Raw genomic sequence first — 19,780 nt, 5'->3', positions numbered from 1 at the left:
AAGCCCCAGGCGGTGGACTCCCTGCACGAGATCATCGACGCGTTCGACGGCATCATGGTCGCCCGCGGCGACCTCGGCGTGGAGCTGCCGCTGGAGCAGGTGCCGATCGTGCAGAAGCGGGCCATCGAGCTCGCCCGCCGCTGGGCCAAGCCCGTGATCGTCGCCACCCAGGTGCTCGAGTCGATGATCGACAGCCCGCGCCCCACCCGCGCGGAGGCCTCCGACTGCGCCAACGCGGTGCTCGACGGCGCGGACGCCGTGATGCTCTCCGGGGAGACCTCGGTGGGCAAGTACCCGATCGAGACCATCCAGACCATGGCCCGGATCATCGAGGCCACCGAGTCCCAGGCGCTCGAGCGCGTCCCGGCGCTGGGCACCGAGCCGCGCACCCGCGGCGGCGCGGTGACCCGCGCGGCGGTCACCATCGCCCGCCAGCTCGACGTCAGCTACATCTGCACCTTCACCCAGTCCGGGGACTCCGCCCGCCGGCTCTCCCGGCTGCGCCCGGCCCACCCGATCCTGGCCTTCACCCCCGAGCCGCTGGTCACCGCCCTGATGTCCCTGCTGTGGGGCGTGCAGCCGATCCAGGTCGCGAAGGTCGACCACACCGACGACATGACCCGCCAGGTGGACCTGCACCTGCAGGAGCAGGGCCTGGCCGGGGAGGACGACCTCGTGGTGATCTGCGCCGGCTCGCCCCCCGGGGTCGCCGGCACCACCAACCTCGTGAAGGTGCACCGGGTGGGCGACGTCAAGGACGCCGGCGAGCTGCTCAGCGGCCAGCGGCGGCGTGAGCGCGTGGGACCGTGGCGCGAAGCCGAACCAATCCAATAACACCCACCACGAAACGTGAAAGAGATGTCCGCGGAGGGAACCATTACTGCAACACAGACCGTTAGCTAACCGGACTTAGAGATGGTTTCAATAGTTCTTCCGAGGCAGCCGCCGGGCGCAGATGACGGTGATGGCCAAGGTCGCCACGGCGGTGATGGTGGTGGTGCTGCGGTCGTAGCGGATGGCCAGACGGCGGAAGGCCAGCAGCCAGGAGATAGTCCGTTCCACGACCCAGCGGTGCCGCCCGAGTCGTCCGCTGGAGTCCACCCCGATCCGGGCGATGCGGGCGGTGAGCCCGCGTCGGCGCAGGTAGCGGCGCACCCTCTTGTTGTCGTAGGCCTTGTCCGCGTGCAGCTTGACCGGTCGCCGCCGTGGTCGTCCCGGCCCTGGGCACTTGACCGGGGTCAGCCCGTCGAGGATCGGCTCGACCAGCATGGAGTCGTGCCGGTTGGCTCCGGTGATCGCCACCGCCAGCGGCAGCCCGTCGGCGGTGACCAGCAGGTGGTACTTCGTGCCGAGTTTGCCGCGGTCTGTGGGGTTGGGCCCGGTCAGCTCGCCCCCCTTTTGGCCCGGACGCTTACCGAGTCCAGGGAGGCTCTTGACCAGTCGAGGGCCCCGTCCTGCCCGAGCTTCTCCAGGACGGCGTGGTGGAGCTTCTCCCACACCCCGGCCTCCTGCCAGGCCCGCAGCCGGCGCCAGCAGGTGATCCCTGAACCGTAGCCCAGCTCGGTGGGCAGCTTCTTCCAGGCGATGCCGTGCTCGGCCACGAACAAGATGCCCTCCAGGGCGGCCCGGTCATCGACCCGCGGCCGCCCGGTGCGCCCGTTCTTCGCCGGCGGAGGCGGTGGGATCAAGGGCGCCAGTAGCTCCCACAGCTGGTCGCTGAGTAGTCGCCCGGAAGCCGTCTGACTCGCCATGGCAGTCATGATCACGGGCCCGGCCGAGCCTACTCAACGCCTCAGCCATAACTATTGAAACCACTTCTTATGTAACCCCATGGTCGGCATACTCCTACTCATCGAGCTGCGCCAAGGACCACCAACAGCTCAGCTCGCACACGGGCCTGGACGGCCAACCCGGCGATGTCGTAATAGCGCAATAACACGACACACCATGCTGACCGGGGTGTCCCTCCCTTGACGGGGCGCGGCTACCGTGGCATCGCCTGATGCTGGTTTCTTCTCCCCTGCTCAACATCCGTGGTCGCCACGGATTGGTTGCTGGGTCCGTCCGGTAGGGGGTCCGCGTGCACCCGTGGCTAGTCATCCGGGACTCCCCGCGTTCGTAGATGGCCCTCTCGGCCCCGGCCATGAGCACGAGTATCCCCCGCTCCAGCGCATCAGCGCGCGGCCCCGGCATCTCTTTGGAACGCCAGCGAGGACAGGTTAGTGGGAGCTCACGCTGGTGTGTAGCAGTGCTTGGAGGAACTTCGCCGAGGCGCGGACGTCGGCCATCGGTCCCGGCCCGTGAGGTGGTCCGGAAAGCATGGTGTCCTGCTCTAGGACGTACCACCCCCGGTAATCACTGGCCTCCAGTTCGGCGATGATCTCGGGGATGCCGCAGTCGCCGGCCCCTAAGGGAACAAACATTCCTTGCCGGACGCCGGTGGTGAACTCGAGCTCGCCGCGCCTTACTTGCGCGGCGAGCTGGGCATCGACGTCTTTGAGGTGAACGTGCCCGACGCGGGGCGCGTGCTGGCGTACCAGCCCCAGGGGGTTCGTACCACCGATAAGTAGGTGCCCAGTGTCAAGGCAGAGGTCAACGGACGTTTCCTCGAGCAGGCGTTCCACCGCGGCGGCAGACTCGATCATGGTGCCCACGTGAGGGTGCAGTACAGCAGTGATCCCCCGGTCAGCGGATTTTGTTGCGATCTTGTGCAGGTTATCTCCGAGGACGGCCCACTGCTGGTCGTCCATTTGCTGCTTCTGGTCGTAGGAGACGGCTCCGGTGTCGGCCGAAAGCACCAACACCTGCGCTCCGGTGACTTCGAATGCCTGCAGCTCAGCCTCAACGGCTGGCATGGGGTCGTGATGCTGATCGTGGAGAACTACCGGCAGGAAACCGCCGACGGCTTTCAAACCGTAGTGCTCCAGCGCCTGGAGGCGGTCTTGCGGATCCACGGGCAGGAAACCCAGGGGCCCTAACTCGGTGGCGCGGATGCCCAGTTCCGCCATCTCGCCCAGCACCCGTTGAGGGCTCAATTGGTGACCCCAGCCCTCGGCCTCGCACACCCCCCATGAGATGGGGGCAGCAGCCAGGCGGTCGGTAATGGTTGCCATCTAAGGATCTCCTTTGCGGTGATGTCTGTTTTACTGCCGGCAGTGCGTGCTTGGAACTCGGCCATATCGGCTTAGATCTGTCCGTTTCTACAACAGTCGCCGTTGGGACTGACGGGACGCGGGAGGCCTGTGTGGCTGCATCCATTGCTCGGGGGAGACTCCTCGGCTGCAGGAGCCTGCCCCGTAAAAAGGAGACTGCGCCTTGACGTTGTCAGCCCTCGTCCTCTCCGGCGAAGCGTGGGGCCGTTCTTTCGGTGGTCCGGACATTCCGCCGTGTCACCCAGGCTCGGGATGACGGTGCACATAGCGGCTTCCAACGCCGTGGTGGCTGTGGGCGGCTCCGGTTCTTGGCCTTGCACACTTTCGAGAACGCGAGGGGTAGCCGGTGGGGCAGGGTTGGCCGCCCGTCTGGTCTTCCGGTGGTGCTGCAATCGTCACAGGGCAGGGTGGACGGGGGCATGTGGCACCCGTACTGGGGCGCCGGTGGTCAGGGATTCCTGGGCGGCGTCGGCCACGCGGGCGGCGGCCACGGCGTCCTCGGGCGGGCAGGGGTTGGGGCGTTTTCCGAGGATCAGCTCGACGAAGGCCACCATCTCGGCGCGGTAGGCCGCGTCGAAGCGTTCGGCGAAGGTTTGGTGCGGGAGCCCGGAGGGAAAGTCCACACCGGGTTCGGCGGAGCGCACGGCGGTCTTCTCATCGAGGCCCACGGCCAGGGACGCGGCCGAGCCCTGGATCTCCAGGCGTACGTCGTGGCCGGCGCCGTTGTAACGGCTGGCGGAGACGGTGCCGACGGTGCCGTCGTCGAAGGTGACCACGGCCAGGGCCGTGTCGACGTCGCCGACCACCCCGATGGCGGGGTCGCCGTTGTTGGAGCCTTTGGCGTAGACCTCCACAATTTCGCGCCCGGTGAGCCAGCGCAGGATGTCGAAGTCGTGCACGGAGCAGTCGCGGAACAGCCCGCCGGAGGAGGCCAGGAACTCTACCGGCGGCGGGGTCATGTCGCAGGTGACCGCCCGCAGGGAGTGGATCCAACCCAACTCCCCGGCCGCGTAGGCCTCCTTGGCCCGCAGGTAGCCGGCGTCGAAGCGGCGCTGGTGGCCGATCTGCACCGTGCCGCCCTGGTTGTGGATGTACTCGAGTACCGGCAGCGAATCAGCCACGTCCAGGGCCACGGGCTTCTCGCAGAACACGGGGATCCCTGCGTCCACCCCGGCCCGGATCAGGGCGGGATGGGTGGCGGTGCCGGTGGCGACCACGAGCCCGTCCAGCCCTGAGGCGAGCAGTTCCTCCACCGAGGGCAGGTACTCGGCCCCCAGCTGCTGCGCCACCCGCTGCGCGTGCTCGGTTGCCATGTCCGTGAGCTTGAGCCGCACGTTGAAGTCACGCCCATGCAACATTTCATTGAGGGCGGTGAGGTTGGTGGCGTGCATGGCGCCGATGCGCCCGACCCCCACCAGGCCAAGAGTGATGTCCTTCATGATGCTCCTCTGCTGCGTACGAACTCGGTTTCTCGCGGAACCTAATATTGGAACGTTCCCATATCTGATGGTTACAGTAGAGGGGTGACGTAAAGCACGTCAATGCCGCTCGTATCGAGGAGGGTCTTCATGGTCGTGCCATCGCGGCGTCGTGCCGTCACGATCGTTGACGTGGCCGCCCACGCGGGGGTGTCCAAGTCGGTGGTGTCACTGGTGCTGCGCGGAACCGGCTATGTCAGCGCGGACAAGCGCGCCGCCGTCGAGAAGTCCGTCCAAGAGCTGGGATACCGGCCGAACGCCGCCGCCCGGGCCCTGGTCGAGTCTCGCAGTCGCGTCGTCGGTGTCGTCCTGCACGACCTGCGCAACCCGTGGTTCGTGCCCGCGGTGGAGGGCCTCAACGCTCGGCTGGCCGCGAACGGGTTGCAAATGCTGCTGGGTGATTTCCGTCTGGACAGCCGCGGTCCCGGTTCGCTGGTGCCCAAGCTGCTAGAGATGAACATTGAGGGCCTGGTGCTCGTGGGGACCATGCCCGACAGCCCTGTCCTCCGGGAGGCCGTGCGGCAGGTGCCCACGGTCGCGCTGGGCGCCCCCACAGGTCCCCATCCGTCGGTCACGGTGGTGACCAATGACGACGTGGCCGGCGCCGTCCTCGTCGTGGAGCATTTGGTGGGTCTGGGCCACCACAGGATCGCCCATGTCAGCGCTGGTCGTACTGCCGTGGGCTCGGCCCGTGGGCGGGGCTACGAGCAAGCCATGCGCGCGGCCGGTTTGGATGAATGGATTCGATGCGTCGAGGGCGATTTGACTGAGGAGGGCGGCTACCGCGCCGGTCTTCAGCTGCTGGTCGATGAGGACCGTCCCACCGCGGTGTTCGGCGTCAACGACATGACTGCCCTTGGTGTGCTGTCTGCGGCTGAGGAGCGGGGACTGTCCGTGCCCGGGGATCTCTCGGTGGCGGGCTACGACAACATCCCTGTGACCCGTCTGCGGCGGATCAGCCTGACCAGCGTGGACAATGCCAGCCGTGCCGCCGGAGAGAAGGCGGCTGATCTGCTGCTCGACCGGTTGGCCCCCGGACCTGCCCAACCGACCAACCAGTTACTCGTGCCCGTCCTTCAGCATCGGCGCAGCACCGCATCGCCTCCCACGTCACGCTGACAGCACGCACGTGGCCTCCGGCGCAGCAGCTGGCTTCAGTGCGGCCGCAAGAAAACCCTCCCGCACCAGGATCGCCGACTCAACTCCTGCCTTGGGTGATCAGCAGAGACATGGCGTCGGTGCGAATCCGCACCGGTCGAGTGGGGAGGATCTCCTACTACAGAGCGGGAACAAGGTCGGAGTTGTAACGGGCATCGGCGGCGGCCATGGCAGTCCAGAACCGCACCCGCACAAGGTTGCGCCGGGGTGTGGCCACCGAGTCAGTGATCCGTTCCCGCGTGGTCTGCGGATCCATCTGCGCCGGAGCGGCCATGACTGTGAAGCCCATGGACCCCATCGGGGTGTGGGGGTCCCCGTCTCCTCCAGGAGCGTCATGGTTGACTCTGTGACATGAGAAGGAGCGGGTCCTGCCTGGTGGCAGGACCCGCCCTTGCGTGTGGTCGGCGGGATTAGAGCACGACGCTCAAACCCAGGATGAGGACCAGGGAGACGATCGAGGCCAAGCTCATGGCCACGGTGTGGGTCTTGAAGGTGCCGCGGGTGGACAGGCCCAGCATCTCCTTGAACATCCAGAAGAAGTTGCTGCTCACATGCGGCAGGAACAGGGCCCCGGAGCCGGCGGCCAGGGCCACCAGCACGGGGTCGACCCCGAGGCTGCCGGCGATGGGGGCGAGGATGCCGGCGGCGGTGATCGCCGAGATGGAGATCGAGCCCAGGGCGATGTGCAGCACCGCGGCGATCAGCCACACCAGCAGCAGCGGGGGCAGGAAGCTGGAGGTGAAGTAGCCCGAAAGGATGTCGGCCAGCCCGGACTGGTCGATGATCGCGCCCAGGGAGCCTGAGACCCCGGAGAGCACCAGGATTGGTCCGCAGGTGACCAGGCTGTCGGCGACCTCCTTGTCGACCTCGGCCCTCGGGGCGACGGTGCGGGCCAGCAGGTAGGAGGAGCCCGCGCCGAGGAACATTGCGAAGACGGGGTCGGTGATGAACCCCAAGGCGGTCTGCTCGATGCCCAGGGCTCCCAGCAGGGCGCCGGAGGCGACCAGGGTGAGGGTGATGACCACCGGGGCCAGGGCCAGCAGCAGCGGCAGCTTCGTGGTGGGGGCGGTCTCGGCTTCGAGGACCTCGATCTGGGTGTGGGCCTCGGTTGCGTACTCGGTGTTGTGGTCGTGGTGGCCGTGCGGGCGCGCGGCACCGGGACCGTCGGTCTCCTCGGTGCGGGACTGGCCGGCATCGCCGATCTCGGCGATCAGTTCGTCCTTGTCCGGGCTCCACTTCAAGGCCCGCTTGGCCAGAAGACTGAACAGGAACATGGTGACCACGGCGGTGGGCAGCCCGATCACGATCCCCCAGATGAACATCTGGCCCAGGGGCACACCGAGCAGCCCGGCCACGGCCAAAGCGGCGACCCCGGGGACGACGAAGACCAGGCCGACCTCGATGCCGGCGGTCAGGGCCCCACCCATCAGGGCGATACCGCGCGGGCCCAGCTGGGGCGCGATGCGCTTGGCCATCGGGGCGGTGAGCACCAGCACCACGTCGGAGTAGATGGAGGTGAACACGGAACTGAGCGAGACGCTGAAGATGTAGGGCAGACGCTTGGCGCCGAAGGTGCGCATCAAGGTCTCGATGAGGCCCTGCAGGGCGCCGGTCTTGGTGATCAGCGCCCCCATGATGACGCCGAAACTCACCAGCAGGCCGATCTCGGCCATCACCTCCCCGAAGCCGCCAGCGACGGCTTCGGGGGTGTCTCCGGGGCCGATGGTGGTCAGGCCGAGGAAGAAGGTGCCCACGAGCAGGGCGAAGACAGGTGGAACGCGCAGGGCGGTGATCATGAGGACGATGCCGATAATGGCGATCGCCGTCAACAACAGTGTGGCACTCACAGAGTCGCCTCCAGAATCGTCGTCGATCCCGGGTGGGTGGGGGGTCGCACCAGGGGCCTGAATGGTCAGATACATCGAGTGAGCCACACCACAATCGAGCGCGTCCAAGTCCTACAATGTGGCTTGGTGATAGGCAGTCCTTATCAAAAGGGCTCAATGGAGGAGGACCCCGAGGTGGATCTGCGGCAGTTGCGCTACTTCCTGGCCGTGGTGGACGAGGGCGGGGTGCATCGAGCCGCGGAGGCGCTGTTCGTGGCCCAGCCCTCCATCTCCCAGGCCATTCGGGGCCTGGAGAAGGACCTGGACGCTTCCCTGTTCCACCGGGTAGGCCGGCGACTGGTGCTCACCCCGGCCGGGGAGGCTCTGATCCCGGCCGCCCGGGAGGTGATGCACGGGGTGGAACTGGCCCGGTCAGTGGTCGACGCCGTGGACGGGCTGCGCTCCGGGCGGGTGGTGGTCAGTTGCATGCCCTCCCAGGCGGTGAGTCCGCTGGCCCCGCTGGTGGGCCGGTTCCAGCAGCGCTATCCCGGGGTGCACGTAAGCGTGCGGGCGGCGGCCACCACCGACGACGTCACCACCGCCCTGCGGGTCGGAGATGCGGAACTGGGCCTGATTGCGCACCCCACGACGGTGCCCGTGGATGCTGAGCTGACGGAGCTCACCGTCCACCCTCTCCAGACCCAGCACTACGTCTGCGTCGCCCGAGGAGCCGGTGACCTACCGACCGGATCCGGCCCGGTGCGCCCGCAAGATCTGGCCGGGGCTCGGCTGATCGTCGGGCAGGTGGGCACGGGCATGCGCCGGGCGGCCGAGCTGGTGTTGGCCAAGGCGGGCGGCAGCGCGGCGGTGGTGGAGATCGAGCACCGTGAGGCCCTGCTGCCGCTGGTGCTGGCCGGGGTGGGAGTGGCTGTGGTGGCCGAGCCCTGGCGGGGCCTGGCCGAGGCGGCCGGGCTGACGGTCCGGGACTTGGAGATCCCCGAGGCCCTGGCCGTGAATCTGGTGCACCGCCCCGGACCCCTTAGCCCCGCCGCCCAGGCGTTCCTCAACAGCGCCACCACCGCCCCGATCTCCGCCGACTAACCCGTCCACGCCTGATAACCGACGCCTATCAGAGATCCATGGTTTAGGTCTTGGACGCTATCCCCGGCTGGCGGGTGTGATGGATGTCATGACTACCACCTATCGCATCGCCCTCATCCCCGGAGACGGCATCGGCACCGAGGTGCTGCCCCCGGCCTGCGCTGTCCTGGACGCCGTGGGCGCCCGACACGGCCTCCAGTTCTCCTACGACGAGTTCGACTGGTCCTGCCAGCGCTACCTTGCCGAAGGCGCCATGATGCCCGCCGACGGCCTGGAGCAGATCCGTCACCACGACTCCATCCTCCTCGGGGCCGTGGGCTGGCCCGGGGTCCCCGACCACGTCTCCCTGTGGGGGTTGCTCATCCCGATCCGCCGCGACTTCCGCCAGTACATCAACCTGCGCCCGATCAAGGTCCTCGACGGGGTGCCCAGCCCGCTGCGCCCGGAGATCCTCAAGGATGGCGTGGACTTTGTCGTCGTGCGGGAGAACGTCGAGGGTGAGTACTCCGAGATCGGCGGCCGGCTCAACCGCGGGTTCCCCGAGGAGATGGCCGTGCAGGAGGCCGTGTTCACCCGTGCCGGGGTCACCCGGGTGCTGGACTACGCCTTCGACCTGGCCGGACAGCGCCGCGGGGTGCTGACCTCGGCGACGAAGTCCAACGGCATCGTGCACACCATGCCCTTCTGGGACCAGCTGGTGGCCGAGCGCTCCGCTCACCATCCGGGCGTGCGCTGGGACCAGGAGCACATCGACGCCCTGGCCGCCAAGGTTGTCCTCGACCCGGCCCGCTTCGACGTCATCGTGGGCTCTAACCTTTTCGGCGACATCCTCTCGGATCTGGCAGCGGCCATCGCCGGCAGCATCGGCACCGCCCCGGCGGCCAACCTCAACCCGGAGCGGGAGTTCCCCTCGATGTTCGAGCCCGTCCACGGCTCCGCCCCGGATATCGCAGGGCAGGGGGTGGCCAACCCGCTGGGAGCGATCTGGTGCGCCTCGATGATGCTCGACCACCTCGGCCACCCCGAGGCCGGGGCCGAGGTGCTTCAGGCGGCCTTCGGGGTACTGGCCGAAACCTCCGTGCGCACCCGTGACCTGGGCGGTACGGCCACCACGGCGGAGTTCACCCGCGAGGTCCTCTCACGGGTGGGCGCCCACAGTGTCGTCTGAGCCCACCGGCCGTCGCCCGGCGGTGTTGGTGGCCCCGGACAAGTTCAAGGGCTCGCTCACCGCCGGGCAGGTCGCCCAGCATCTAGCCGAAGGCCTGCACGAGTCAGATCCGGGGATCGAGGTTCGGGTACTACCGCTGGCCGACGGGGGCGACGGGAGCGTCGCCGCCGCCCTGGGCACCGGGTACCGGCCGGTGACCGTGCCGGTCACCGGCCCCACCGGGCACCCAGCCACCACCACGATCGCCTTCGACGGCACCACCGCCGTGGTGGAGGTCGCCACCACCGCCGGGCTGCAGATGCTGCCCGCCGGCCGTCTGGCCCCCCGGGAGTCCAGCAGCATCGGGTTCGGCCAGGCCATCCGGGCAGCCCTGGAACACCGCCCGGCCCGGATCGTGCTGGCCCTGGGCGGCAGCGCCACCACCGACGGTGGAGCCGGGATGCTGAGCGCCCTCGGGGCAGTCTTCACCGACCGGTCCGGGCGGCCGTTCACGCCCACCGGGGCCACGCTGGACCGGATCGCCGACGTGGACCTCACCAGAATGGTCGACCTGGAAGGCGTGGAGCTGATCGCGGCCATCGACGTGGACAACCCGTTGTTGGGCCCTAACGGGGCAGCGGCCGTCTACGGCCCGCAGAAGGGCGCCACCCCCGACGACGTCGAGGTACTGGAATCCGGGCTGGGGGCGCTGCTCCGGCGCTTGTGGGAAGCGGGCTGGCCGGCCGAGGCGGCTGCTGGTGTCCCCGGGGCCGGTGCCGCCGGCGGCCTCGGCTGGGCCGCCATGCTGATGGGGGCCCGGATGGTGTCCGGAGCCGGATTCTTCCTGGACCTGCTCGACTTCGATACCGAGGTAGCCGGGTGCGACCTGGTAATCACCGGGGAAGGCAAGCTCGACACCCAGACCCTGGCCGGCAAGCTGCCCCTGGTGATGGCCCGCCGTGCCACTCCGGTCCCGGTGATCGCCGTCGTCGGGCACAACGCCCTGGGGGTGGACAACCTACCCATCCACGGCATCAAGCAGGTCCACGCACTCAGCGCCATGACCGAGGCCGACAGCGCCAGCGACCCTGAGCTGTCAGCGGCCCTGCTGCGCGAGACCGGTCGGACCATCGCCCGCACCCTGGCGCCGGTCCCAAGCAGCACAGAAACCGCACACGCCTTATAGGCACACCGACGCACAGGTGGCCCGGCACTTCCAGTGCCGGGCTACCTGGCATCCGCCATCTCGACTGCCGCTAACCGGGCCATATGTAAAGCGGAGCGGCGATGGGACTGCCGCACCGATCGGTGACACCTATTGGTGCGGCAGTCCCGTTGCAGTGACCCTGGGGGTGCCGAGCCCCAAGGTTGCTGAAGCGAGCACTTTACTTGCTGGCTTGACCGCCACTCAGCCACATCAGCCAAGACTCAACTGACGAAACGGCTCTCAACGCCCCCACCAGGGTTGGGATGTCCCCCGGCTCGGCAGTGGGCAGGACCTGCAACACCACACTGCGGGCCTGAGCCCGCTCCTCCTGAGTGATTACCAGCCCCACCAACGCCTTCACCAGGTCTACGATGCCCCCCGGCTCGGCTGTGGGCAGGACCTGCAACACCACACTGCGGGCCTGAGCCCGCTCCTCATCAGTGATCCCCAACTCCACCAAGAACTCCACCAGGCGTCCGATGACCCACGGCTCGGCAGTGGGCAGGACCTGCAGCACCACACTGCGGGCCTGAGCCCGTTCCTCCTCAGTGATTACCAGCCCCACCAACGCCTTCACCAGGTCTGCGATGGCCCATGGTTCGGCGGTAGGCAGGACCTGCAGCACCACACTGCGGGCCTGAGCCTGCTCCTCCTCAGTGATCCCCAGCCCCACCAAGACCCCCACCAGGCCTGCGACGCCCCCCGGCTCGGAGGTGGGCAGGACCTGCAGCACCACGCTGCGAGCCTGAGCCTGCTCTTCCTCGGTGGGTCCCAGCCCCACCAACACCTCCCCCAGGCGTTCGAGGCCCCCCGCGGCGATGGGCAGAACTTGCAGCACCACACCGCGGGCCTGAGCCCGCTCCTCCTCAGTGATCCCCAACCACCCCACCAAGACCTCCACCAGGTCTGCAACACCCCACGGATTGGCGGTGGGCAGGACCTGCAGCACCGCACTGCGGGCCTGAGCCCGCTCCTCCTCAGTAAGCCCCCGCCCCACCAACATCTTCAACAGTTCTACGACGACCCCCGGCTGGGCGGTGGGCAGGGCCTGCAGCATCACGCTGCGGGCCTGAGCCTGCTCCTCCTCGATGGGCCCCAGCCCCATTAAGACCTCCACCAGGCGTAGGACGACCCACGGCTCGGCGGTGGTCAGGGCTTGCAGCACTACTCTGCGTTCCTCGGCCAGTTCCTCTTCAGTGATCCCCAGCCCCACCAACGCCTTCACCAGGTCAGCGATGGCCCATGGCTCGGCGTTGGGCAGGGCCTGTAGCACCACGGTGCTGGCCTGGGTCCGTTCCTCCTCGATGGGCCTCAGCTCCACCAAGACCCCCACCAGGTCTGCGACGCCCCCCGGCTCGGCGGTGGGCAGGACCTGCAGTACCACCTTGCGGGCCTGAGCTCGCTCCTCCTCGATGGGCCCCAGCCCCACCAAGACCTCCACCAAGCGTAGGGCGCCCCACAGATCAGTGGTGGGCAGGGCTTGCAGCACCACGCTGCGGGCCTGCGCCCGCTCCTCCTGAGTGATCCCCAGCCCCACCAAGACCTCCACCAGGTCTGCAACACCCCACGGATCGGCGGTGGGCACGGCCTGTAGCACCATGGTGCGGGCATCTGGGTTGGAGCGCGTCCAGTGGGCGGATCTTGTCACTAGGTCAGGAGCCCTAATTGCGTTGCTCGTACGGCACTCGTGGAGCACGTTCTGGTGTTCTGGGCTCCACTCGTCGGCTTCGGATTCCTGGGCAATGGCCAGGAGGAGCTGGTCGATCTGGTTGCGCGCCTCTTGTCTGGCCGGGTCCGGCGCAGGCTGGGCAACCCGATCCAGCAGATGTTGGAAGAGGGTTCCTTGTTGCTGCTGGTTGTGGGCGACGATCGCTGCGGGGGCTGCGACCTTCCAGTCTGGATCGAACCACAGGTGCGGGAGCAGCAGGCCTGCTGCTTCGCTGGCATCCAGGGTGGCGATGTGCTCGGCGACGAAGTGTTCCAGGAATGTTCGGTGCACGAAGCGGCGGGTGATGTTTCCTTCGCCATCCGCGGCTGTCTTCGGCACCATATGGTCAATGGCGCGGCGCTCAGCCTTGCGCACCGTGGTGGACGGGGTGAAGCTGTCTTCCCACACGCCCAACTCGACGTCATTGGTGCGATCGCAGACCGCCTGCCACGCCCAGTTCCTAAGGAGTTCCTCGCAGTAGCCCCAGTCGGGGGCCGCGTCGAGTCCGGGGTGATCAGCGGTCCACCTACCCAGAAGCAATCGCCGCGCCAGACGGTCGTAGAGCTTTCGGCGCCGAGCCGGCAGAGGCTCGGCCCCTGCTTTTGGGTCCTCGGCCAGTAGGCAGTAGAACGTCAACATCAACGGCACGACCGCAACCCGGGCCAATTCAGCACGGCCGCGGATCTCTCGGATTAGCGCCTCGCCACGAGTGGGATCTGCCGCTTCGACGAACCAGTCGCGGATGAAGGTCTGCACGTCATCGGGGTAGGTGAGGTCACACAGCGTCACCACCCGCGGCGTGGAAGCTGATACTGAGTCGCCACGGTAGGTGGCGTCCCAGGCAGCCGGACGACTGGTCACCACGACCCGCCAGCCTCCCGGCAGCCCACGGAGCACATGCAGCCGGGGAGCCTGGGCGGTTTGGTCAGCGGCCTCGTCCAAGGAGTCCACCACCAACAGCACCCGGGCCTGAGGGCGCAGAAACGCCCGGCGAAGCCGACCAGCGATGTCGCCGTCGCCGGGATCACTGTGCCCCAGGCTAGAGGCGAACGATGCCTCCACCAGCGACTCCCGCGGTGAGCCACTTTGCGCTTTGACCCACTGCTCCCAGGTGGTCAGCAACGGCAGCTCCACCTCATCTAGGCCGGCCCCGTCTTCCAGCTGGGACAACGCTGTCTGCGCCGCCTGGCGGGCATAACGGCGGGCTAGCCAGGTCTTGCCCGCACCGGGTCCGCCCAGCACCACCAACATCTGCTGGTGTGCCAGCGCCTCCTCGGCTGTCAGATAATCTCCGCCTGTGGCCGGATTCGCCTGCTCACGCACCCTCAGGTGCCTTTCCAACGCCGCCGCCTGCCTGTCGTGGTGCCAGACGGACACGTTCCAATCGGCGATCCTCGTGCGCAGGTAGGACATCACCTCCGATACGGTGCTCGGTGCCACGAGGGACTCGACCAAATCGCTAAGCTGAAGATGAATGATTCCCGCCATGTCCTGGGCTGCCGCCGCGTGGGCATCGATGCGATCGCGCAGCGCCTGGAACACGGGAATCAACACGTCGTGGTTGGCCTGCAGCTGCTTGATCAACGCCTCGTAGGTCACCGCAATGCTGCGGGCGGCGACCTCATAGTGCTTTTCCGTCCCCCAGTACCGGTCCTTCTTCCTCGCCGAGGCCATGACCTTGTTAGCTGCCTGCCTCGGATCGAACCTCAGTTCGGCGAGTACTTCGTTGGAGAGCCCAAACTGCGCAACCGTCACGGTCGCCAGCGTCAACCCGAGCTCGAGCTCCTCATCGGTGAAGCGTTCGCTGCGCGCCCACATCGTGATGGCTTCAGTAACCACTTTGCGCACCTGCCGTGGTTGGTCATCCTCCTCGTACCGCCCTTGGGCGTACTTGACCACTTCTGACAAAGCAGCGCGACCCATGACTAGCGGACCACCCAGCGCCGCGATCGCCACCGTGGCCAAGGACCCCGCTAACTTGCTCGATCGTGACATCGACACCTGCCTTTCCCGCAGTGGCATTCACAGACATCATGCCCGCTTGATCACCTGCATGTCCGAACCCCAAGCCATCCTGTACGGCGATGCAAGGTTTCGCCGCCTCGGCGCCATCCCCGGCACACACCCCTCGAAGAAGCCCGTTACCCGTTCATGCGGTGGTGGTCGGGAGCTCTCGGATCCGCCGGTAGAGGGTCGCCCTGGACATGCCGAGGTCGCGGGCGACCTGGGTCGCCGGCTCTCCGCCGTCGATCAGCCGCAGCGCATTACGGATCTGGGAGTCGGTGAAGGTCTGGCGCCGCCCCCCGAGGTCCTTTCCGGCCGCCCGGCGTTTGGCGACCGAGTCGCTGATCCGCTCCCGCTTGATCTCCAGTTCCATCTGCGCCAGGGCGGCCATGACGGTGAAGACCATCGAGCCCATCGGGGTCGCGGTGTCCACGTCTCCCCCACCCAGGTTCAGCACCCGCAACCCGGCACCTCTGCCCCGCAGCGCCTCGGCGAAGGCCAGCATGTTCTGCGTCGACCGCCCCAGACGGTCCAACGTGGTGATGACCAACGTGTCGCCCTCCTCGAGCGCGGCCACGGCCCTGTCGAAGGCCGGACGCGATGCACGCCCTCCAGACACTCCACTGTCGACATAGACGTCGTCACGCCGCACGCCGGCGGCCAAGAGGTCAGACACTTGACGATCTGCGTCCTGTTGCCGCGTCGACACCCTGGCGTATCCGATCAGCTTCCCCACGTCCACCCCATCTGTCTCGCAACCAACGTTGAGTATCCGATTCTAGGGGTACAGAAAAAGCACAAGGATGCGAGACAGGCCGAACCGCGGAATCATGCGGGTGCAAATTTCCCGGACGAGACGTCTCGCATCCCTTGCTTTCTAGTACAGGCGTAGAGGTGGTCAGCGGCGGTTGCGACATGGAGGACGTCTTCGTCTGGGTCAATCGGTGGGATCGGGAGTGACCCGCATCATGCGGATTTCTCGCACACCGCCCTCCACCTGCGACGTGCCGTCCGGAAGGAAGCCGTGCTTCCGATAGAAGGCCTGCGCCCGTGGATGGGGATCGGCGACCCACAGCACCACCGTCTCGTGGGGGTTCACGACAGCGTCCAACAGTGCCACCCCGACACCGGTTCCGTGCTCGGCCGCGAGCACGTACAGCACATAGAGCTGCTGGCTCCACCCGGATTCTGGGTTCTCCGGCGGGCCCGCCATCGCGACCCCGATCACCGCGCCATCGCGTTCAGCCACCGCGATGCGCTTCGCGCGGTGACGCTCATCGACCAAGGCCGTGGTCCAGAACCGTTCGCGGGCCTCAATGAGTCCCGGATCATCCAGCACACGGTCGGGCATCACCCCGCGGTACGCCTCCTGCCATGAGCGCATGTGCATTGTCGCCATGGCAGCGGCGTCCTCGGGCCGTGCGGGGCGGACCGTGACCGTGGAGTCCATGGGTCGGCCCTCTCCCGAACAGGGGCTCGGACTGGTGACGTCGAGCAGCAGTATGACCTCACCAGCGACGATCGGGCTGCGGTGAGCCCGCCGGTGAAGCTTCAAGCCGTCCCGGTGCGGCATGAAGCCGGGACTGTCGTACCACCCTCCTGCGGCTTCCTCATCGTCTTCGGTCCGGGGCGAGTGTTAAGGCCGCTGCTGCCGGTGCGGACCGGCGGACCGCGCCGTAAGGGCATCGGTCCAGCAGCTGGTGGAACGGTACCGCCGCCAGGGCTGGAGGGCCGCGCCGTCGGGCGGGCCATGGTCCTGGGGCGGCATCCGGCGGCTGCCTCGTCCGCACCATCAGCATCGCCCGTCATGGTGGGCAGAGCCGCCTCAGCAGGCGCACACTGGAGGCAGCATCCCATCCGATCGCTGGTCGGCACCGGCGGGGACCGATGGGTGCGCAACCCCTCGTCTTCCTGTAGGAATCGGGGTGATGTCGATGAACCTGCTCAGTCAGGTCGCTGCCGGGGTCACGGTAGCGGGGCTGGTCTTCGCCTTCGTGCTGGAGGTTTTCTTCCACCGGGATCCGCGCACGTACTCCTTCACCCTCATCCGCCCCCAAGACGTGCCGGCCGTGCGGCTGTGGGTGATTTTCATCGGCCTCTACAACCTGTGCTTCGCCGCCGGGATCGCCGCGGGACTGCTCCTGCTGAATGTCGGGTCGATCGGGGCCGGCCGCGCCTTGGTGCTCTTCGGGTGCACCAGCCACATCGTGCTGGCCATCCTGTTCCCCTTCGTGGAGCGGCGCCTGTGGCGCAACGCCCTGATGGAAGGAATACCACCGCTGACGGCTGTTCTGGCCTATCTCGCGTGGGGTTGACAATGCAAGGAGCGCTTGGAGCACGGTCTCAGCAGAACGGGGCGGGCCGCTCCGATCGCGCTGCGCCGATAGCGCGCACCGGTGAGCACGGTGACCGGTGCAGCTGATGATGGTCTTGATCGGCCGGCGATCTCCACGAGGGCAGCTCACCCGCCCAGAAAAGGATCATGCCGAGCAGCCGCCGGCCGCTGCGCGCGTCGGCCCGCCGGCATTCGCTCCCCTGGATGTCTTGCACCAGGACGCCCCGCACCCCCTGCAACTGCAAGACCCGCCAATGCATCGAAAGCTTCTACGACGCGGTCTCTCCCGTCGAGAAGCCGTGACCAGGCGCAGTGTCAGCCGGTGAAGCGCTCATAGGCACTCTGCCGGGAGGCGTTCAACGCCCAGCCGACGCCGGCCCACGAGGCCCCGCTTCCGCGGGCGTCCTCCACGGCATCGTGCAGCGCCACGCCGGCCCCGCGCTCGAGCAGGCGCAGCAACCTCATCCGCTCCAAAGCGCGGTCGGTGCTCTCCTCGGTCTTCGCAGTCGCCCAGGCATCGGCCGCCATGCGCAGGAACTGAGCCACCGCCGCCCCGTCACGGTCATCCACCGGCACGGACTGATCGGCCAGGGCGGCCCCCAGCACCCGCGCCGCGTGCGGGGCCGTCACGCCCTGCTGTCCATCGTGCTCGAGCACGCCCACCTCCGGGGTGTCAGGGAACCCTGACACTGTCAGGGCTCCTGACATCACCGGACCATCAAGCACTTGTCCCAGGCCCGGAGTGCGCAGGGTCAAGTCCCGGACCTCAGATGGGCATACGTTCTAAGGGCCCGTATCTTTCGGGCTTGCCATGACCGAAGAGCACGAGCCGGGGACGCAGGTCTGCCAGTCTGCGCATGGATTGGCGGTTGACGTCCGGCTTCCAGGTCAGAAAGCCCGGTGGCTGGGACGGCCGTCGGATGTTGAAGAAGACGTCCCCGCACAGCAGCACGGCGTCCCATTCGCGCCACAGGGCGATGTGCCCCGGTGAGTGCCCCGGGACTTCGAGCACGGTGAATCCTGCGACCTCGTCCCCTTCGTGCAGCACGCGGGTGACCGGGTGGCCTGGTGCCAACGGGAACTTGCCCATCAGTCGAGCCAGCCGGCCCTCCCCCGTTGCCGGAATCGCAGTCTCGATGGCCTCGCGGTCCGCCACGCCGGCCCAGAGCGGGATGCCCAGCCTGGTGCACACGGCACGGGAGGACCCGAAGTGATCAGGGTGGCCGTGGGTGATGAGGTTCGCCTGCAGGTCACGGCCGGTGACTTGGCGCAGGACACGTCCTCGAGCGGCGAGGGTGCCGGCGTCCACCAGGATGTTTTCCACCACGTAGACGTTGATCTGATTCCGGGGAAAGTCAGCCAGCTGGCTCACCCCCGGGGCAAGCTCCAACACGGAACACCTCACTCGCCGAAGGCGCACTCCTTGGTTGAAAGGATGAGCCGCCGGCGCTCTGCCTTCAAGGCTGCACCAGGGTGTGACCCGACAAGACCACCGGTCATGCACAGGAGCCCGGAAACACGGACGAACCGAAGTCGACCGCTCAGCCCCGGCCTCACAGTCCTGACCGTGCAGTGGGCTTTGAAGGATGACAGGACACCGAGTTCTTCGGACGAGACGTCCCGCATCCCGTGCCTCGAGGGACGGCTCGTCGTCATACTGCTCAGCTTGCTTCGATAGTTATCGGCTTGGCGCCTACTCTGGAACATCACCGTCGAGCTCCCTGCAGCTCGACGGCACGGTCTAGCCCCAGGCCGCCACCCCCTTGATCCCTGAACAGGAATTGCTCATGACCCCCTCCGCCGCCGGGGCCCTGGCCGTCGAGTTGCGCCCCCACTCCCCCCTCCACTGGATCGCCACCTACTACCCCATGGTGGACACCCCGGCCGGTCGTTGGGCCGACGTGACCTGGGAACTGCACCAGCGTCTGATCCCCACCAGCGAGGCAGCTCCCCAGGCGGCGCGGTGGTTGGATCTGCGCAGCCCCGACCCCGGCCACCCGGGCTACACCGCACACCGGGCCTGGGCCGTCGAGCTGGCCGCCGGCTACACCGCAGCACTGGCCGTCTACGAGGCCGAGGCCATCGAGGCGCCTTCGACCCCGCAGGCAGTGCAGCACCTTCGGGCCGGCACGGTCGTGATCCCGGCCGGTCAGCTCTCCGAGTGGCTGCTCGACGATCTGCAGAACGAGACCTCAGACGTGCGCGGCTGATCCAGCCCCGACCGGACACGCCGCTGGTAACGATGGCCATGGAACGCACCTGGCGTGCACCTGCTCGCGGTGGAAACTACCGTTGGGACCCACAGGAGGCGGTGAAGCAGCCCGCCGCTCCTCTTCACCACGCAGGCTCCTCGTCGGGCCTCGACGTTGAAGGAGTCCCCCGTGCTCGACGCCCTCGTTGCCCAGCAAGCCCGCCTGCTGCACGACACCCTGGTGGGAGCCGGGGTGTCGGTGCCTCAGCTGTGGTGGCACTACTTCAGTCTGGGCGGCAACGCCCGCCAACTGGAAGTCGACGCCTACGTCCACCTGGCTCTGCACCTACCGGCCCCCGATCGTCTGCTGCTCGACCAAGCCGCGGAGGAACTCCTCACCGACTGACCCCTGCAACAGCCCGACGAGTCCGAGACGGTCCCTTTCCCAGGGATGCACGCTGTCAACGACGTCG

The 19,780-nt window shown here is 67.6% G+C and carries 17 protein-coding genes; 8 read left to right on the top strand and 9 right to left on the bottom strand.

The genetic code is table 11. The features are described from left to right. Positions 1-834: pyruvate kinase (locus GMA12_RS16825; RefSeq protein ID WP_240898922.1), on the top strand; the 834-nt coding region annotated here is incomplete at its 5' end. Positions 835-921: 87 nt separating this feature from the next. Here GMA12_RS16825 and GMA12_RS16820 read toward each other — a convergent pair. From GMA12_RS16820 to GMA12_RS16810, 3 genes are all read right to left on the bottom strand, one after another. Further along, positions 922-1,751, bottom strand: a protein-coding gene (locus GMA12_RS16820; RefSeq protein WP_162459995.1) for an IS5 family transposase whose coding sequence is annotated in 2 segments (ribosomal slippage) — positions 922-1,400 and positions 1,400-1,751 — 831 coding nt in all. Because the reading frame shifts where the segments join, the coding sequence is not laid out codon by codon here. A 468-nt stretch (positions 1,752-2,219) separates the two neighbouring features. Beyond that, complete coding sequence (locus GMA12_RS16815; protein WP_156270658.1) at positions 2,220-3,113, bottom strand: TIM barrel protein; 894 nt, start codon at positions 3,111-3,113, stop codon at positions 2,220-2,222. Positions 3,114-3,547: 434 nt separating this feature from the next. After that, the gene (locus tag GMA12_RS16810) at positions 3,548-4,591 is read right to left on the bottom strand and encodes a Gfo/Idh/MocA family oxidoreductase (protein ID WP_156270657.1); all 1,044 of its coding nucleotides are present in this window, start codon (positions 4,589-4,591) and stop codon (positions 3,548-3,550) included. A gap of 129 nt (positions 4,592-4,720) precedes the next feature. Between GMA12_RS16810 and GMA12_RS16805 the strand changes: the two genes are divergently transcribed. Next, complete coding sequence (locus GMA12_RS16805; RefSeq protein WP_156270656.1) at positions 4,721-5,749, top strand: LacI family DNA-binding transcriptional regulator; 1,029 nt, start codon at positions 4,721-4,723, stop codon at positions 5,747-5,749. 449 nt (positions 5,750-6,198) lie between these two features. On the opposite strand, the gene GMA12_RS16800 is transcribed toward GMA12_RS16805, so the two are convergent. Continuing rightward, positions 6,199-7,635 carry a GntP family permease gene (locus GMA12_RS16800; RefSeq protein WP_162459994.1) on the bottom strand — a complete coding sequence of 479 codons (1,437 nt, stop codon included), beginning with the start codon at positions 7,633-7,635 and terminating at the stop codon, positions 6,199-6,201. 156 nt (positions 7,636-7,791) lie between these two features. Between GMA12_RS16800 and GMA12_RS16795 the strand changes: the two genes are divergently transcribed. The 3 genes from GMA12_RS16795 (at position 7,792) to GMA12_RS16785 (ending at position 11,048) form a co-directional block, all read left to right on the top strand. Continuing rightward, a complete protein-coding gene (locus GMA12_RS16795) occupies positions 7,792-8,715 on the top strand; it encodes a LysR family transcriptional regulator (protein ID WP_156270654.1) in 924 nt (307 codons plus the stop codon). Between the two features lie 88 nt (positions 8,716-8,803). Further along, positions 8,804-9,883, top strand: coding sequence for a tartrate dehydrogenase (locus GMA12_RS16790; protein ID WP_156270653.1), 1,080 nt, complete (start codon positions 8,804-8,806; stop codon positions 9,881-9,883). 28 nt (positions 9,884-9,911) lie between these two features. Continuing rightward, positions 9,912-11,048, top strand: a complete 1,137-nt coding sequence (locus tag GMA12_RS16785; protein ID WP_370831954.1) for a glycerate kinase — start codon at positions 9,912-9,914, stop codon at positions 11,046-11,048. 199 nt (positions 11,049-11,247) lie between these two features. Here the strand turns inward: GMA12_RS16785 and GMA12_RS16780 are convergent, their stop codons facing one another. From GMA12_RS16780 to GMA12_RS16770, 3 genes are all read right to left on the bottom strand, one after another. Beyond that, a complete protein-coding gene (locus tag GMA12_RS16780) occupies positions 11,248-14,616 on the bottom strand; it encodes an NACHT domain-containing protein (RefSeq protein WP_206064729.1) in 3,369 nt (1,122 codons plus the stop codon). A 310-nt stretch (positions 14,617-14,926) separates the two neighbouring features. Further along, a complete protein-coding gene (locus tag GMA12_RS16775; protein ID WP_162459992.1) occupies positions 14,927-15,517 on the bottom strand; it encodes a recombinase family protein in 591 nt (196 codons plus the stop codon). A 201-nt stretch (positions 15,518-15,718) separates the two neighbouring features. Further along, positions 15,719-16,231: a GNAT family N-acetyltransferase gene (locus tag GMA12_RS16770; RefSeq protein WP_206064728.1), complete on the bottom strand. Its 513-nt coding sequence runs from the start codon at positions 16,229-16,231 to the stop codon at positions 15,719-15,721. Positions 16,232-16,715: 484 nt separating this feature from the next. Between GMA12_RS16770 and GMA12_RS16765 the strand changes: the two genes are divergently transcribed. Beyond that, entirely contained in the window at positions 16,716-17,096 is a 381-nt protein-coding gene (locus GMA12_RS16765; protein WP_162459991.1) for a DUF1304 family protein, read from the top strand. Between the two features lie 335 nt (positions 17,097-17,431). Here GMA12_RS16765 and GMA12_RS16760 read toward each other — a convergent pair whose 3' ends face one another. Both GMA12_RS16760 and GMA12_RS16755 read right to left on the bottom strand, forming a co-directional pair. Continuing rightward, complete coding sequence (locus tag GMA12_RS16760) at positions 17,432-17,773, bottom strand: hypothetical protein (RefSeq protein ID WP_156270649.1); 342 nt, start codon at positions 17,771-17,773, stop codon at positions 17,432-17,434. Positions 17,774-17,882: 109 nt separating this feature from the next. Further along, entirely contained in the window at positions 17,883-18,509 is a 627-nt protein-coding gene (locus GMA12_RS16755) for an MBL fold metallo-hydrolase (protein ID WP_162459990.1), read from the bottom strand. A gap of 394 nt (positions 18,510-18,903) precedes the next feature. Between GMA12_RS16755 and GMA12_RS16750 the strand changes: the two genes are divergently transcribed. Further along, positions 18,904-19,326 carry a hypothetical protein gene (locus GMA12_RS16750; RefSeq protein ID WP_156270648.1) on the top strand — a complete coding sequence of 141 codons (423 nt, stop codon included), beginning with the start codon at positions 18,904-18,906 and terminating at the stop codon, positions 19,324-19,326. 171 nt (positions 19,327-19,497) lie between these two features. After that, the gene (locus tag GMA12_RS16745) at positions 19,498-19,713 is read left to right on the top strand and encodes a hypothetical protein (RefSeq protein WP_156270647.1); all 216 of its coding nucleotides are present in this window, start codon (positions 19,498-19,500) and stop codon (positions 19,711-19,713) included. Positions 19,714-19,780 lie beyond the last annotated feature (67 nt).

Origin of the sequence: Kocuria sediminis (genome assembly GCF_009735315.1) — a bacterium.
Taxonomy (GTDB): Bacteria; Actinomycetota; Actinomycetes; order Actinomycetales; family Micrococcaceae; genus Kocuria; species Kocuria turfanensis.
This window is presented reverse-complemented; position numbering and strand designations above follow the sequence as displayed.